A 16,298-nucleotide genomic window follows, 5' to 3' on the forward strand; every position below is an offset into this window, starting at 1 on the left:
CAGGAACAACCCACCACCATAGTGAAAACAAACACCATGAAAAAACTCTCCGCGCTCCTCCGCACCCTCGCCGCGCTCGCGCTCGCCTGCCCGGTGCTCATCCTCACCGGTTGCGGCAAAAACGCCAAATCCGCGTCCGGCCCGTCCCGGCACGACGACGCCGCGCCTCCCGCCGGCGGCGACGAAGGCGAAAGCGCCGTCGCCTTTTATAACAGCTTCCTCGGCTTCCGCGGAGTCTCGCAGTCCATCTTCGAAAAAGTCGGGGAAGCCCTCGAAACATGCGAAAAAGCCGTCGAGGGCGGCATGTCCGGCTCCGATCGCCTCGTCTGGAACGGCGTCATCCCGTCAAATTCGCAAATCACGAAAATCCCCGCCTATCAATTCGGCGCGCCGTCGGGGTTCGCCAAGAACAATAAAAACTACATCAATCCCCGCATCGAAACCGTGAAGCAGGATGTCGCCGCCCTGCTCAAGGAAATCGAAACCCTGCAAACCTACTATAAAGCCGAGGACTACAAAAGCGACTGGCACAAAAAATTCCTCATGGCCAGGCCCCGCATCGAAAACCTCATGACGCGCATCGCCAAAACCAACAAGGAAGTTTATAAACTCGCCGACACGCTCTCCGAGGAAACCGACCGCAAAAACATCGCCAAGTCGCCCGACGGCGCCTTCATCCTCAACATGCGCCACGCGATCGACAAAGCCCGCGACCGCGCCGACCTCATCCTCGACAACGGCTTTGAGGACACCCGCTACGGCCTCGGCGTCTCCGACGAGGAACGCCGCCAGATGATCGCCAAGGCCGCCCCCATCTGCGACAAGTTCGACGCCCTCACCAAGGAACTCGACGACATGTGCGCCAAATACAAAACCGCCGACAAAAAAGTGATCAAAGGCACGCAGGCGGAAAAAGTTTACGACGGCTTTTTCGCCAGCCATGAAAAATCGGACGCCGATATGCGCCGCATCATCCGCGAACTCCGCGAAAACGGCTACACCAACGACCAGCAGACGGTCGGCGACTCCGTCGGCGCCCTCATCAAGGCGCACAACGAATTCCTGAAATCACGCGGAGGGAAGTAAACCGGAATCCATCGCGGGCGAAGCCCGCTCAGCATCCATCCCGCCGCAAACGAAAGCATGATCACCCTCTCACAAGACTGGCCGGCGGATTGATCCGCCGCCAGTCCTGCTCGATAATAATAAACCACATAAATCACAAAACACATGATATACGGTATAATACTCATCGCGCTGGGTCTCCTGGCGGTTCCCTCGCTCGTTCTGGCCAAAAAGCCGAATGCCAAGGAAATCTTCGACAAGGTGGCCCCCTACCAGGGCGGAATCGGCGTCCTGGCCATCCTGCTCGGCATATGGGACATCATCCATGCCATCCAGAATCTGGGCCTTTTGGGCGTGAGCGTCCTGGGCATCTTCGTCTGGGTGCTTATCGTCGCGATGGGGCTGGTCGAGCTGGCGCTGGGTTTTATCATGGCCTACGGCCTGATCAGCAAAAACCTTCTGGCGAAAAACGAGGCGGCCGCCGCCAAGGGCGGGGCGCTCCTTGCCAAGTTGGTCCCCCTGCAAGGCAAGATCGGCATCGCGGCCATCATCATCGGCATCATATATCTCATCCTTTATATGACGCTCTGAGCGGGCCGCCGGACTTTTTTTTCAGCCAGTTATGCACTCCGCGAAAAACTTCGCGGAGTGTTTTGTTGAAATGGTCCATTATTATGCCATTTCTCAATGAAAATCACCCTTTTGCCGGAGGGCCGGGATCCTGAAGGGCGGATTGAACGAAACCATTTGTCATCGGCCCGGTTTTCACTGCAATCCATTCCATGAACGATTCAAAAATAGCCCGGCAAATCGTCGCGGAACTGCCGTCGCTCGTTGCGCAAAACATCATCGACGACGGCGCGGCGACGGCGTTGCGCCGCCATTACGAGCGGCAAATCAAACCCTCGCGCTCCATTTCCATCGGGCTGGCGATAAGCGCGGTTCTCGGCGGCCTGCTCGTCGGAGCCGGCATCATCCTGCTGCTTGCCCATAATTGGGACGCCCTTTCCAAGCCCGCGCGCGCCGTCGTGGCCGTGCTGCCGCTGCTCGCCAGCATCGCGTTTTCGTGCCGCGCGATTTTGCGCCACATGGACTCGGCGGCGTGGCGCGAGGGGTGCGGCACGTTTTATTTTCTGTCCATCGGCGCATCCATCGCGCTGGTGAGCCAGACGTATCATCTCTACAACGACATGGCGGGGTTCCTGCTCGTCTGGGCGCTGCTTTCGCTGCCGCTGGTTTATCTGCTCAAGTCCGGCGCGGCGTTCACCGGATACCTCGCGTGCGTGGCGGCCCGCATGATTGTGATAAGCGAGGACAGGGGCGAAACCGGCTTGTTGCAGGCGGTGTTCTGGCTGGCTGCGATCATGCCGTTTTATGCGCGGCTTGCATGGAAGCGGCGCGATTCGCTGATGGTGACGTGGCTTTCGTGGGCGCTGGCAATTGCGCTGCCAATCATGGCCGTGCCGTTTTATAGGGACGTGCGTTTTACCGGAGTGCTGGTCGGCCACGGGTTGATATTCACTGTGTATTATCTCGCCTCGCGCTGCTGGTTCGGCGGGCTGCGCGGACTCCGGGCGCCGTTTCGCAGCATCGGGAGCCTGGGGCTTGCGGTTGTCTCGGTAATCCTGGCGTTCAACGACAGTTACGAGCGGCCAGCCTGGGCGAGTGATCACGGGCAAATCAACGGTCTGCTGGCGTGCTTGATCTGCGCAGGCATCGTCATGCTGGCGCTGGGCGGTTTTATGTTGTGGCGGAAAATATCATTCAACTGGGGCGCGGCATGTTTTCCTTTTTTTGTGCTGCTCGCGTTCGTGCGCGTCGTGCCGACGGAGGGCGACTGGGCGCCCATGGTCATGAACATGTATGTGCTCGCTCTGGGCGTGTCCACGCTCGTGCGGGGTGTGCGGAGCGACAGCCTGTTTTCAATGAACGAGGGCATGGTCTTGATTTCCGCGCTGGTGGCGTGCCGGTTTTTCGACAGCGACTACAGTTTCGTCGCGCGCGGCGTGGCGTTCATTGTGATCGGCTGCGGGTTTCTCGCGGCAAACTTGGTGACGCTTGAGAAACGGCGCCGGCGGAGGGCGGGAATATGAAAAACGCGAGGCTTATATTATTTGCCATTTTCGCGGCGCTCACACTCGCCGCGCCGCTGAGCATGATTTGGAAATATGAAAACACACTGCGCCGGGGCACACTCCACAAGTTCCGCACGCAGCCCGTCGATCCTTATGATGCGTTTCGCGGGCGTTATGTGACGCTTTCGTATCAGAACGATTTCGTAATGCTCAATGAGCAACAGCAAAAAAACGATTTCCCGTATGGCGTGAAAGGCATTCTCTATGTGCGCTTGAAAACGGACGACGAGGGTTTCGCCGTGCCGGTCGAGGCAAGCTGGACGACGCTGACAGGCAACGATGTCGTGATAGTGGAGCTGAGCAGGTACCGGGGTGACGACAGGGGCGGCAGAATGAACTTTAATTATCCGTTTAATCGTTATTATTTGCCGGAGGACGTCGCGCCGATGGCGGAGAAATTATATAATGATGCAAACCGCCGGGGCTGGGGCGGCGTGGAACGCGGAAAATCCGACACCTACGTCGCCGTGCGCGTGCGCAACGGCGCGGGCGTGATCGAGGAGCTTTACATCGATGGCCGGCCCGTGCGCGAGGCGGTGCGGGCGGAGCTGGAGAAAGAGTGACGCCGCGTGTTTTTGCCGGTCTGGCGCGGGGAGGCTCTGTGCGCAGGATGATTTGGGCGTGTGGGCAAACAGGTTGATTTTATGCTCCTGCGCCCGGAGCCTCCTTTATTCGGCCAAAGCTCTTTGCGGGTAGAGGAACGGGTTGCGGGAGCCCGTGTTCATGTGGATCAGAAGGCCGGAGGTTCGATGATAAACGGGAGGGCTTGGGCGGCGGTTTCGCGCGTCTGACGGTCGCGTTTTTTCAAGTCGTCGATCAATCTGGCGGCGACTTGGTTTTGGATTTCGACCTGGCGGGCGGTTTCGGCGGATTGGGCGGCGAGCTGCCGGTGGTGCTCCGCGAGTTCCGCGGTTGTTGCCCGGGTTGATTCCGCGGTGGCTTGGAGTTCGGTCAGTTTTTTTTGTCCGGTGTCGAGTTGTTCGCGCAGTTTTGCGATGGAGGCGGCGAGGTCTTCTTTTTCTTCTCCGGCTTTGGCCGAAAGGGCGTGGACGGACTGGTTGGTAGTTTGAATCCACAGGGCAAGCCGGTTTTTTAGGAGGAAGTAGGTGGCGGTGCCGCCCCCGGCACCGCACAGGAGGGCGAAGATCAGGACGAGGCCGACGATGGCGGTGGACATGGTGCGCATGGAAGGCGGGGGGCATGGAGTCAGTCATGGCCGGAAAGAAACGTTTGCCGGAGTATTTCCCGGATCAGGTTCCAGAGTTCATGGTGGCGGGGGATGCGCCAGCGCGCCGGATTGGAGGGGCGGATGGCGGCTGCCTCAGTGGTGCCGATCAGGGAGTCGGGAGCCGGGGCGTATCCCGACAGCAGGGAGGCCAGTGGATGGATGGGGTCGATCTGGATATGCAGGAGCCGGGGATCGTAACAAGGGGTGACGCATTTTGATAAAAGGAATCCGTTTGGCGCGGGGTTGATTTGCCCGGCGAATTTGATTTCATGGCTGGCCAGAACGACCTCGCGGATGGAGGCGGGCGGGGCGGCAAGCCAGCCATCGCCACCGGGGGCGGGCGGACGGGGCATCCAGGACAGGATAAGTTTTCGGTAGTCCGCTTCGGTTTTCAGGTAGAGCGCCCCGTCGGACCGGAGCAGCGGGACGAGCCCGGCGGGCGGAGCCCTGTAGGTTTGTGCCGGGGTGGCGAGGGCCTTCAACCCGCACAGGTTGAGCCAGAGGGCGAGGCTGGCAAATTCCACCTGGGCGGGCGGGGCGGAGCCCGCGAGGGATTTTAGGTTGATGCCGGAGGCACCCGTGGTTGCGAGGACTTGCCTGAGTGACCCTGATATGGCGCTGGCGGTGGAGGGATTCATGGCGGGAAGGAGGCGGGAGGTGCGGAAGGATGGGAAGTATTATGGATTTTTTGTCCGGACTGTTTGTGCCGGTACGCGAGATTTCGGTTTTTTCGCATTTGTTTCATATGAGGACTTCATGGTCTCAAAATCTGCCGACACGACTGGCAATGGGCTGGATATTCCGGCGTTTGCATCTGAGGACTGGGCGAAGGCCCGGGACGCCGCCGGGGTTTCGCCCTGGCGTTATTATGATCGGAAAGGTTTTTTATTATTGTGCTCGACCCAGTTGATCACGCCTGGCGCGCGGGTGCGGTTGGTGGGGGGCGACGAGTGCGTGGTGGCGCAGGACCTTGGTTTTTATCAGGCGGATAATTTGCGTTTTGTGCCGGAGGCGGGTTTGCGGCGGTTTTCCGCCCTGCATGTCGAGTGCGCCCTGTGGCCGCGCCAGAGGACCTTGAAGGGGTGTTTGTCGCGGATGGAGTCCAATTTGATAAAATGGGTGCGACAGGCCGGATTGCCGCTGTGGCCTCTGGTGACGGAGACCGGTGAGGCTCCGGAATTACCGGGGGAGGGCAGGGGAGTGGTATATATAAAAGATTTGCCGCCGGCGGTGGAGCATGCGGCGGTGTCGCGGCGTTTGCGCAAGTATGAGGAATTACGCGAAGGCAGTTCCGGGGATGCGGCGGAAAGTTTGGACCGGGTGCTGGAGATGGAGCGGGAGCGTTTGGCCCGGTTGCGGAAGGATGCGGAGGCGCCGGTGAAGGCGAAGCCCGTGAAGATGGAGCCGTCGAAGGCGGAGGTCGCGCCTGCCCCCGCGTCCGCAGTGGCGCCCACGCCCGCGGCACCCGTTGCGGATGGGGATTTGTTATTGGACCTGGCTTTGCCGGTGACGGTTTCCCCGGATGATTCCGAGTGGAAGCTGGCGCTGGCCGATCGGATGCTGGCTTTTTTGGAGCGGGTTTCGTCCTTGGCGCCGTCGGCGGGCGGGGTGTCTGCGAAGCTGGTGGAGTTTGTTCCGGTATGGACGACCAACGAGACCCAAGTGGACGAGTGGGTGCGGACGGGCAAGGTGGCTTTGGCGCGCCGGGTGGTGGATTCCCGGCTGGTGTATATGGTGCCGGACGGTTTGTTCCGGTGCGTGTTGTCAGGGGTGCGGGTGAAGACGGGCGATGCCCGGGCGGTTTCTACATCATAGAGGGTGATTTGTTCGATTATGGAAATGATGCGGGAAGATTTGAACTTTGGCGGGGAACCGCCCCGGTGGCGGCAGGCGTGCGATCTCCCCTGGGTGGCGGACATGTACCGGCGGTGGGGTGGATTGCGGCGCCGGATGTCCGGGCTGCCGCCGCTGGGCTTTGTGGTGTTGTATTATTCGGACTTGCTGGAGGCGTTGCGATGCGCGGAGGAGACGGGGGCGGCTTTGCCGCCGGATTTTCCCCTGGCCTCCTGTGTCCCGAAGGACGGGGCGTCCCTGGACTGGATGATGATGCGGAAGGATTTCAGGGAGGCGGCGGAGCGGTTGAGGGATTCGTGGGACCGGATTTATCGTGATCCCTGGATGTTTCGATTTTTCAAACCGGGGGGAACGCCCTTGGAATGGAGGGAGGGGATTCCGACGGTGCGGGCCGGGCTGGATTTGCCGGGGGAGGCGGCGGGGCTTTTGCGGGAGTATTGCGCTGGAGTGGAGCGGATGAGCCGGTTACTGGGGGATTTCGGGGGGATGTTTCCTTTGCATTTTGCGCATCTGGATTATTTGGCGGACCGGGTTGCGGGTCGGTTGGAGGATTATATTGGCTTGGAGGATTATATAATCCGGCTGGAGGCATGCCCGGCGGCGCCGGACGCGTATTTTTCGCGGCAACGCCGGGTGTTGCTGGCGTCTCTGGGGGTGTTGCATTTGGAATTCTGGATGTTTCCCGGTGATGTGAAATTGTGGTTGTCCCGGTTGTCGCGGGTGGTTCGGGACGCGCGGCGTTGCGGGGATTTGTTGTTTGAGCATTGTCTTGGGCGCGTGGGGTATTACGCGCGGCGGTATTCGGGGCGTGTTTCCGGGGAGCGCGCGTCCTCGTATGACGATTTGTTTCAAGAGGGCTGCCGTGGGTTGCAGAAGGCGCTGGCGCAGTATGATCCGTCGCGCGTGGGTTTTTATACTTACATTGAGCTGGCGGTGGAGCGGGTGATTCGGGATTATCTCGCCGCAGTGACATTGCCGATGCGGATGCCGGTTTCGTGGATGAAAGGCCGGCGGCGGCTGGAGTGGGTGGAGCACGAATTTTTCGCGAAGCACGGGCGGCGTCCGGATTTGGAGGAGATGGCGGCGGCGATGGACTGGTCGGAGCAGCGGGTTTCCTCGGTGCTGTCGTTGCGGGAGATGTCGTTTGAGTCGTTGGATCGCGAGGTTTACGGAGATTCCGGGGATTCCTCGGAGTCGCTGGGGCAGTTTTTAACCCAGGAGCCGGCTTGGGAGCCGTCGCGAACCTTGGACGCGGAGGAATTGCGGGATTTGGTGCGCCAGGCGCTGGAGCGGCTGCCGGATTCCGAGCGGGCGTTATTGTCGCACCGGTTTGGTTTTGAATCGGATGATTTTTCCCTAAAATCCTATGCGGAGCTTTCCAAGGTGTTCGGGCTGCCGGAGGAAACGATACGGTATGCGTGCGCCAAGGCGGTGCGGCGCATGAAGGCGTGTCTGGTGTCGTCGCCTTTTGGTCGGGAATTGGCGTTGTTTTTTTCGCCAGCGTCCGCTGGCGGGTGATTATCCGGACTGAAGGGCAGTTTTTGTATGTGGAATGGCGCTCATATGACAGGGCCGCAGCGCCGGGACGAAGGAAAACCATGCGAACAAAGGCCGGGAACCGCCGGGCACTCGAGTGGTGCGGGGGAGGTAGGTTGGTTGCAGCATGATGCGGGCGGTGCAGGTATCTGCGCTGCGGAAAGCCGGGATGTCATTGCGCGACCGGCCGTGGGCACGGCCCCAAGTACTATCTTTCGGTGAGCCACCCGAAGAAACGGCCACAGTTGCAATACGTGCCGCAGGCGCAGAAGGCCGTCGTGGAGGCCTTGCTGGAGAGCGGGCGCTCCGTACGCAAGGTCTTGGAGAAGATTTTTGCGCTCAATCAGGAGTTGTTGCAACGGCAGGAGCCGCCCTGAAAGGACATGCAATCGGCAGGCCCATGGATCGACGTCATGCGAGTCGCTGGGGTCTTTGCCACGATGATCGAGGCGGCGCGCATCACAGTGGCCGTGGAAGGAAGGAGATTGCCGCATGAATACGGCGATTATCCAGGAGAGCCATCGGAGGAAGCTCGCCTATGTTTACCTGCGGCAGCAGTGATACAATTGCGCGCGGGCACAGCGCTTGCCGTTCGGTTGCTTACCGATTTCAGAATTTCGTAACTTGACTATTCGCAATTCGCGAATACCGTATTCACATGTTTCTCAAAGCACAAGACATCGTTGCCGCACTCAAGCTCTCCTTGGGTGGCGATTTGCTTAGTTATGCCGAATTAGGGCAGGAAATGGGAATGAGTGCATCGGAAGTGCATGCGGCAGTCCGGCGCTTGGATGAAGCGCGTTTGGTTGAGCCGGAAAGCAAAATCGTACGACGGGCGGTGTTGATAAAGTTTCTTGTTCACGGGGTTCCTTATGCGTTTCCCGCAAGAACCAAGGAAGTCACTCGCGGAATGCCGACCGCATGGGCTGCGCCGGCTTTGTCGGGAAAATTTCAAAGTTCCGGACAAATGCCGCCGGTATGGCCTACGCCGGATGGCACTGTGCAAGGAGTCGCTGTAAAACCCCTCTATCCGAGCGTGCCTGGCGCAGCGCAACGCGATTCAGCGCTTTACGAATTGCTGTCGCTTGTTGATGCAATCCGCATCGGGCGCGCCCGCGAACGCCAGCTTGCAGAAAAGGAACTCACGAACCATTTGAAGTCCCATGCCACCGCCTAGCTTTGGAGCATTGCGCGCAGTGGCCGACCGGCTTGAAAAGCTGGGGCTTGATTATGCTTTTGTGGGAGGCTCCATCGTGGGGTTTCTATTGGACAATCCCGATCTATCCGACGTGCGTCCGACGGATGATGTGGATGTGATTCTTGAAGTGCTGGCATCCGAACGCTACTCGGATGTAGAGGAGCGGTTGCGACACTTGGGTTTTGCGCATGACATGAGCGAGGGCGCGCCGTTGTGCCGTTGGAAACTTGGCACGCTTACAGTCGATATAATGCCGACGGAGGGTTCGAATCTCGGCCTCAATACCGCATGGTTTAAAGAGGCGCTGGCAAGTGCAGCAATACGCGAAGTGGCGCACACGCCGTTGCGGTTGATTTCGCCGGTGACGTTTCTGGCGACCAAGTATGTGGCTTTTCTCGACAGGGGTGGCGGTGATTATTACGCGAGCCATGACTTGGAGGATTTTGTCACGGTGATCGACGGGCGGGCTAACATTGTCACGGAGATAGACCGTGCGCCCGCCGCGCTACGCAGCTATTTGGTCGGTGCGATTCGCGGATTGATGAACGAAGAGTCTTTCAACGAGGCGTTATCGGGGCATTTGCCTTCCGACCGCGCCAGTCAGCAGCGACTGCCTCTGTTGCGTGCGAAGCTGCGCAATATACTAAATTCCCTTTACATTGACACAGAGAGATGGGAAAAAGGAATATATGAAAGCTTATGGGATAGACCTGCGGGAACGGATAGTGGGATTTGTAAGGGGGGGAGGAGGCAAGGCCGAGGCGGCTGCGCTTTTCAAGGTGGGTCGCAAGACGGTTTACCGCTACCTTGAGGCGGAAGAAAAGGGCGCATTGGAGGCGAAAAAAAGCTGGGGGACTTGGCGCAAACTCGACCCGCAAAAGCTCGCCGATTACGTGGGCGGGAATGCGGACGCAACGCTCGCTGAAATCAGTTCCGCGCTCAAGGTGGGGCGTCACGCCATCTGGAAGCGGCTGCGCCAACTGGGCATCACATTAAAAAAAAGCCATCGAGTATCGGGAACGCGACGAGGCGCAACGGGAGGCCTTCGGCAAGGAACTCGAAAAGTTAGACGCAACAAAAGTGTATTACGGACGAGTGCGGGATTGAGCACGGTTTGTATCGCGAACAGGCCCGTGCGCCGCGCAAAAGATCCCTGCCCAAGTGAGCGGAAAGTTACGCAAACGCACCAATGTAATCGGAACCTGTCAGTCAGGGAAACTGGTGGCCTCGATGGTGTTTGAAGGAGCCTGCAACGCGGCAGTGGTGGAGGCGTATTTTGAGAAAGTGCTGCTGCCGGTGTTGCCCGAAGGGAGCGTGGTGGTGCTCGACAACGCGCGATTCCACCACGGCTCCGCTGCGGCGGAACTGTCCGCCGCGAAGGGGATAAGACTCAAATACCTCCCACCCTATTCGCCCGACCTTAATCCGATCGAACACTTCTGGGCTAAATTCAAAAGGCTTCTGCGTCCGCAGCTTCCCTCTTCCAACAACCCCTTCCTCACCATCATCAATTTGTGTCAATGTTGTTAGAAAAGGCTATATCGCAAACATGGCGTAGTGGAATACGGCAATTCACGCATGAAACGGGAACGTTCCCGCCATATCTTTAGAGGAGTTTGGCCGAAGCGGGGGAGGTAGGTTGGTTGCAACATGATAAGGGCGGCGCGGGACATTCATGCCTGTGCCGCCTTGATCAGACTGTCACGGCAAATGCCTGCGCAGATGCCGGATGGCCGGCAACACAAACAGGGCGGCGACAAACCAGAGGCTCATCGCGCCACCACCTCCTCCTCCGGAATTGCCCCCACCGTTGTTATTGCTGTCTCCGCCACCCGTGCCGGTGTTGACGGTGAGCGTGGCGGTGTTGCTGGGCACTGAGCCGGCGGCATTGCTCACGCGGACGCGATAGGCGCCCGCGTGGGTTTGCTGCTGGGCGTTGGTGATGGTGTAACTCGCATTGGTCGCACCGGTGATGTCTGTGCCGTTTTTTTGCCATTGGTAAGCCAGACTCTCGCCGGTGGCGGCGACGCTAAACGTCGCGCTCCCGCCAGCGGTGACGATCTGTGATGCCGGGTGCGTCGTGATGACGGGCGGGGCGAGGTCGCCGACGGTCACAGTAAATGCGCCGGTGGTCACGATTTCGCCGGCGGGGGTTGTCATCGCCACGGCGTAGGCGCCAGCGTGCGCGGCAGCGCTGGCGTTGGAAACGGCGTGGGTGGCGGCGGTCGCGCCGGTGATGGCGAAGTTGTCGCGATACCATTGCCGCGCGGTGGGCGTGAAGCCGGTTGCACTGGCCGTGAGCGTGAAGCCGCCAGCGGCGGGCACGGTGGCCCCAGTGGTGCTCATGCTCGCGCCGGGGCCTGTCGCAGTGGCGGTGATGCGGGCGGTGGCGGCGGTGGCGGCGGGCGTGACGGAGTTTTTGCCGGCGGTGTTGCCGGCGTATCCGCTGATGAGGTTTGCAAGGGCGCCGGCGTCCAGCGGGGCTCCGACACCGGCGGGATGCATCAGGTGCGAATAATCGGGGACAAACACCTTGTCCTCGCCGGGCGCGGTTGTGCCGGCGGTCTCGATCATGAAATTGCCGGAGGCGCGCAACAGTCCTCCGGACTGCTTGGTGAGCGGGTTGTTCACGCCCTGATAGATGTTGTTCACGGAGAGGATTTGCGCGCTGGCGCCGGCGATGGTCGCGGTGGTGTTGCCGGTGGCGGTGATGTGGTTGTTGAACATATAAACACGTGCGTTGGTCGCGGCGGGCATGTCGGCGCGCAAGCCGGTGCCCCAGAGATTATGGTGGAGAACGATGCCGGTGGACGCGCCCGCGTTGTCGATACGCATGGCAGCACCGCTGCCGGCGGCGGGCGAGAGGGTGGCGGTGAAGCGGTTCCACGAGAAGGTGATGTTGTCCGCGCCGCCAGTGATGGAAACAGGCGTATCGGCGAACGTGCAATGCGTGACTTCCACGTCCACCGCACCGGTGATGCCCAGACTGCCTCCGCTGAAGTTCACGCCGAGGATGACGATGTCGCTCGCGCCCGCCGGGACGGTGACACCGCCGGTGAGCGTGGCGCCGGCATCCGCGCCGACGATGGTTTTGCCGGTGGTGAGGGTGATGCCGCCGACCAGCGAGAGATCAAGCGTGCCGGTCACGGTGATGGTCGCCGTGCCCGATGCCTCAATTTGTGCCTTAAACTCTTGCGCCAAAGTCAACGGGCTGGGCGTGACGGCGAGCGTGGCGGCGTTGCTCGTGGCACTGTTGACGGCATTGGTGACGGTCACCGTGTAGCTGCCGGCGTCGGCCGCGGTGAGGCCGCTGATAGTGAGCATGGCGCTGGTCGCGCCGGTGATGCGTTCGCCGTTGGCAAGATTGGCGCTGCCTTTTTTCCACTGGTAGGAAAGTGGCGCGTCACCGGTGGCAGTGACGGTGAATGTGACTGATTCGCCCGCCATCTTCGTTTGCGAGGCGGGTTGCGTGGTGATGGATGGCGGGACGGGCGGCGGTACATTGACGGTGAGCGCGGCAGGAGCACTCGTGATGTTGTCGGTGCTGTTGGTGACGGTCACGGTATAGCTACCGGCATCGTCGGTAATGAGCGTGGAGATGGTGAGCGTGGCAGTCGTCGCACCGGTGATGCGTCCGCCATCAACGAGAGCCGAACCACCTTTTTCCCACTGGTAGGAAAGCGGCGCGTCACCGGTGGCAGTGACGGTGAACGTGACTGAGTCGCCCGCCGTCTTCGTTTGCGAGACAGGCTGAGTGGTGATGGACGGCGGGACGGGAGGCGGCGCGACACTGACAGTGAGCAGGGCGGCGGCGCTGGTGTCACTGCCCGCCGTGTTCGTGACAACGACGGAGTATTGCCCGGTGTCACCCAAAAAGAGGGATGAGATGGCGAGCGTGGCGCTGGTCGCGCCGGAGATGCGCGCGTTGTTGGAGAGCGACGCGCCGTCCTTCCTCCAGCGGTAGGCAAGCGGCGTGGTGCCCTCGGCGGCGGCGGTGAACGTGACTGAGCCGCCTTCCACTTTCGATTGCGCCTCGGGCCGGATTGTGATGATGGGCGGGGTGACGGCAGGGACGGGGGCGGTGCGGTTGGTGGCGGTGCCGTCGCCAAGCTGGCCGTAGTCATTCCTGCCCATCGCGTGGAGTTTGCCGTCGGTTGTCACATAGAGGCCGTGGTTGCCGCCGGCGGCGATGGCGGCGACGCCGGTGGCGACTGGCAGCGGGGTTTTGCTGCCGGTGCCGGTGCCGAGGCCAAGTTGTCCATAGTCATTCCTGCCCATCGCGTGGAGCGTGCCGTCCGTTTTCAGGAAAAGGCTGTGGTCACCGCCGGCGGCGACAGCGGCAACGCTGGTGGCGATCAGCACCGGGGTGGTGCGGTTGACGGTGGTGCCGTCGCCAAGCTGGCCGTAGTAGTTGTAACCCATCGCGAAGAGCCTGCCGTCGGTCGTCACGTAGAGGCTGTGAAGGTCGCCGGCGGCGATGGCGGCGACACCGGTGGCGATCTGCACCGGGGTGGCGCGGTGGGTGGTGTCGCCCGTGCCAAGTGCGCCGTCAATATTCCTGCCCATCCCGTAGAGCGTGCCGTCTGTTTTCAGGAAAAGGCTGTGTCCACCGCCGGCGGCGACAGCGGTGACGTCCGTGGCGACTTGCACCGGGGAGCTGCGGCTGGTGTTCGTGCCGTCGCCAAGCTGGCTGGAATCGTTGTTGCCCATCGCAAACAGCCTGCCGTCCGCTTTCACATAGAGGCTGTGATTGATGCCGGCGGCGATGGCGGTGACGTCCGTGGCGACAAGCATCGGGACGCGGCGGCTGGTGTTCGTGCCGTCGCCAAACTGGCCGCTGCCGTTGTTGCCCGTCGCGTAGAGCGTGCCGTCCGTTTCCAGGAAAAGGCTGTGGTAAGCACTGGCGGCGACGGCGGCGACATTGCCGAGGGGGATGAGTTCGAGCGGTCTGCCCGCAATATAACGGTAGCCGTTGGTAATCCGCACCGGGATGCGGCGGTCGGCGGTCAAGCTGTCGCCGAGCTGGCCGAACTCGTTTCTACCCATCGCGTAGAGCCTGCCGCCCGCCGTCACAAAGAGGCTGTGGCCACCGGCACTGCGCATGCCGCCGGCGGCAATGCCGGTGATTCTGGCGCTGTCGGCGAGGCTGGCGAGCAGGGCGGCGGCGGCGCTGGTGATGCTGCCGTGGGCGTTGGCGAGGGTGACCGTGTAGAGGCCGAGGTCGGCGGGGACGAGTCCGGTGATGGTGAGCGTGGCGGTGTTCGCGCCGGTGATGCGCCCGCCATTGGCAAGGGGCGCCCCGCCCTTTTTCCATTGATAGGTGAACGGGACACCGCCGGTGGCGGCGACGGTGAAGGTGGCCGCGCCGCCCGGCGTCCACTCTTGCGGGACGGGCTGCGTGGTGATGGATAGCAGGATGTCAATGGTGAGCACGGCGGCGTCGCTGGTGGCGCTGCCGGAGGCGTTCGTGGCGGTCACCGTGTAGTCGCCGGCATCGGCGGCGGTGAGCGCGGTGATGGTGAGCGCGGCGGTGCCTGCGCCGGTGACACGCCCGCCGTCGGCGAGGGGCGCGCCGTCTTTTTTCCACTGGTAAGCAAGCGGGGCGTCGCCAGTGGCGGCGGCGGTGAACATCACCGCCTCGCCCACCGTCCTGGTTTGCGAGACAGGCTGCGCGGTGATGGAAGGCGGGGTGTTGACGGTAAGCGTGGCGACGGCGCTGGTGATGCTGCCATCGGCACTGCGGACGGTGACGGTGTAGCTGCCAGCGTCGGCGGCGGTGACGGCGGCGAGGGTGAGCGTGCCGGTGCCGGCGCCGGAGACATGCCCGCCGTTGGCGAGGGGCGCGCCGTTTTTTTGCCATTCGTAGGAAAACGGGCGGGTGCCGCCGGCGTCGATGGTGAAAACAGCCGTCCCGCCCGCCATCTTGGTTTGTGGGGCGGGCGGCGTGGTGATGATGGGCGGCCCGGCAATGCAAACCGGGGTGTAGCGATCGGTGGTGGTGCCGTCGCCCAGCTGACCAAACGAGTTGCCGCCCACGGCGTAAAGCCTGCCGTCGGCCGTCACGTGGATGCTGTGTTGGCCGCCGATGGCTGCGGAGGCGGCGCCGGTGGCGATTGGCACCGGGGTAAGGACAGGGTCGATGCCGATAAAATCACCCATCATATGGAGTGTGCCATCGTCCGTCACATAAAGGCTGTAGAAGTTGCCGGCGGCGATGGCGGTGACGTTGTCGGCGATCAACACCGGCGAGAGGCGGTCCGTGGTGTCGCCTGTGCCAAGCTGGCCGTGGGAGTTGTCGCCCATCGCCCAAAGTTTGCCGTTGGTCGTCACGTAAAGGCTGTGGTAGTTGCTCATGGCGATGGCGGCGACATTGGCGGCGATCGGCACCGGGGTGGCACGGTGGAGGCCGGAGGTGCCGTCGCCGAGCTGGCCTTGCTCGTTCCGGCCCATTCCGTAAAGCGTGCCGTCAGTCGTCACGTAAAGGCTGTCCCAACTGCCGACGGCGGCGGTGGCGACGTTGGCGGCGATCTGCACCGGGGTGAGACGGTTGGTGGTGTCGCCTGTGCCAAGCTGGCCGTGGGTGTTGTCACCCATCGCGAAGAGCGTGCCGTCAGCCGTCACGTAGAGGCTGTGGTCACCATCGCCAGCGGCGGCAAAAGCGACCCCCGTGGCGACTTGCACGGGGGTGCCGCGGTTGGTGGTGTCGCCTGTGCCAAGCTGGCCGTGGGTGTTGCTTCCCACCGCGTAAAGCGTGCCGCCGGTCGTCACGTAAAAGCTGTAGTAGCTGCCAGCGGAGGCAGCGGCGATGCCAGTGGCGACAGACACCGGGAAGTAACGGGTGGTGGTGGTGCCGTCGCCAAGCTGGCGTTGTGAATTATAGCCCCATCCATAAAGCGTGCCGTCAGGTGTCAGATAAAAACTGTGATTGTATCCGGCGGTGACCCTGGCGACGACGGCGGCGCGGGCGGATGACATCGCCGTCAACATCGCGAGGAGGATGAGAGTGGCGGACAGGAAAGCGGACGCAGGTCTCGCGGGCGATGTTTTGGTGTTTCTGGTTAATTTTTGTGGATTCATGCTCTTATCAATTCCGGAAGATGTTGCATTGGCTTGAATAAGAAAATGGGGCTCACCTAATCGCATCCCAAATCGAGACACCTTGGAAGATCCGCAAGTGAACGCTTCCGACGCGCCCCTATTGAGGGCATCTCCAGTGCGTGTGTTTGTCTCGAAGTCTCCAAAGATTCGGTTTGGCGGCAGTTGAAGCTACGTTAATGAATTA

At 61.4% G+C, this 16,298-nt stretch carries 14 protein-coding genes; 11 read left to right on the forward strand and 3 right to left on the reverse strand.

Features of this window, described 5'->3' with window-relative positions:
• Positions 1-36: 36 nt before the first annotated feature.
• From OH491_RS23565 to OH491_RS23580, 4 genes are all read left to right on the forward strand, one after another.
• Positions 37-1,086 (forward strand): hypothetical protein, encoded by a 1,050-nt coding sequence (locus OH491_RS23565; protein WP_145928559.1) that lies wholly within the window; start codon positions 37-39, stop codon positions 1,084-1,086.
• A gap of 144 nt (positions 1,087-1,230) precedes the next feature.
• A complete protein-coding gene (locus OH491_RS23570; protein WP_068768770.1) occupies positions 1,231-1,656 on the forward strand; it encodes a hypothetical protein in 426 nt (141 codons plus the stop codon).
• Between the two features lie 191 nt (positions 1,657-1,847).
• The gene (locus OH491_RS23575) at positions 1,848-3,158 is read left to right on the forward strand and encodes a DUF2157 domain-containing protein (protein ID WP_068768769.1); all 1,311 of its coding nucleotides are present in this window, start codon (positions 1,848-1,850) and stop codon (positions 3,156-3,158) included.
• Complete coding sequence (locus OH491_RS23580; RefSeq protein ID WP_068768768.1) at positions 3,155-3,763, forward strand: GDYXXLXY domain-containing protein; 609 nt, start codon at positions 3,155-3,157, stop codon at positions 3,761-3,763. The genes OH491_RS23575 and OH491_RS23580 overlap by 4 nt, the downstream gene beginning before the upstream one ends.
• A gap of 167 nt (positions 3,764-3,930) precedes the next feature.
• On the opposite strand, the gene OH491_RS23585 is transcribed toward OH491_RS23580, so the two are convergent.
• Positions 3,931-4,386, reverse strand: coding sequence for a hypothetical protein (locus tag OH491_RS23585; protein ID WP_068768767.1), 456 nt, complete (start codon positions 4,384-4,386; stop codon positions 3,931-3,933).
• 20 nt (positions 4,387-4,406) lie between these two features.
• Complete coding sequence (locus OH491_RS23590; protein WP_068768766.1) at positions 4,407-5,066, reverse strand: hypothetical protein; 660 nt, start codon at positions 5,064-5,066, stop codon at positions 4,407-4,409.
• On the opposite strand from OH491_RS23590, the gene OH491_RS23595 reads away from it, so the two are divergent.
• The 7 genes from OH491_RS23595 (at position 5,041) to OH491_RS28285 (ending at position 10,546) form a co-directional block, all read left to right on the forward strand.
• The gene (locus OH491_RS23595) at positions 5,041-6,243 is read left to right on the forward strand and encodes a hypothetical protein (RefSeq protein WP_145928558.1); all 1,203 of its coding nucleotides are present in this window, start codon (positions 5,041-5,043) and stop codon (positions 6,241-6,243) included. The genes OH491_RS23590 and OH491_RS23595 overlap by 26 nt on opposite strands.
• 135 nt (positions 6,244-6,378) lie before the next feature.
• Positions 6,379-7,800, forward strand: a complete 1,422-nt coding sequence (locus tag OH491_RS23600) for a sigma-70 family RNA polymerase sigma factor (protein ID WP_068768764.1) — start codon at positions 6,379-6,381, stop codon at positions 7,798-7,800.
• Positions 7,801-7,967: 167 nt separating this feature from the next.
• Entirely contained in the window at positions 7,968-8,195 is a 228-nt protein-coding gene (locus OH491_RS23605; RefSeq protein WP_334319210.1) for a DUF6788 family protein, read from the forward strand.
• A gap of 281 nt (positions 8,196-8,476) precedes the next feature.
• A complete protein-coding gene (locus OH491_RS23610) occupies positions 8,477-8,995 on the forward strand; it encodes an AsnC family protein (RefSeq protein ID WP_068768763.1) in 519 nt (172 codons plus the stop codon).
• On the forward strand, positions 8,982-9,827 hold the full coding sequence (locus tag OH491_RS23615; RefSeq protein ID WP_068768762.1) for a hypothetical protein: 846 nt from the start codon (positions 8,982-8,984) through the stop codon (positions 9,825-9,827). Before OH491_RS23610 ends, OH491_RS23615 begins: the two co-directional genes overlap by 14 nt.
• On the forward strand, positions 9,742-10,257 hold the full coding sequence (locus OH491_RS28280; protein WP_425429178.1) for an IS630 transposase-related protein: 516 nt from the start codon (positions 9,742-9,744) through the stop codon (positions 10,255-10,257). The genes OH491_RS23615 and OH491_RS28280 overlap by 86 nt, the downstream gene beginning before the upstream one ends.
• On the forward strand, positions 10,238-10,546 hold the full coding sequence (locus OH491_RS28285) for a transposase (protein WP_425429179.1): 309 nt from the start codon (positions 10,238-10,240) through the stop codon (positions 10,544-10,546). Before OH491_RS28280 ends, OH491_RS28285 begins: the two co-directional genes overlap by 20 nt.
• Positions 10,547-10,717: 171 nt before the next feature.
• On the opposite strand, the gene OH491_RS23625 is transcribed toward OH491_RS28285, so the two are convergent.
• Complete coding sequence (locus OH491_RS23625; RefSeq protein ID WP_342750732.1) at positions 10,718-16,093, reverse strand: immunoglobulin domain-containing protein; 5,376 nt, start codon at positions 16,091-16,093, stop codon at positions 10,718-10,720.
• Positions 16,094-16,298: the final 205 nt, after the last annotated feature.

Source organism: Termitidicoccus mucosus (assembly GCF_038725785.1).
GTDB lineage: Bacteria > Verrucomicrobiota > Verrucomicrobiia > Opitutales > Opitutaceae > Termitidicoccus > Termitidicoccus mucosus.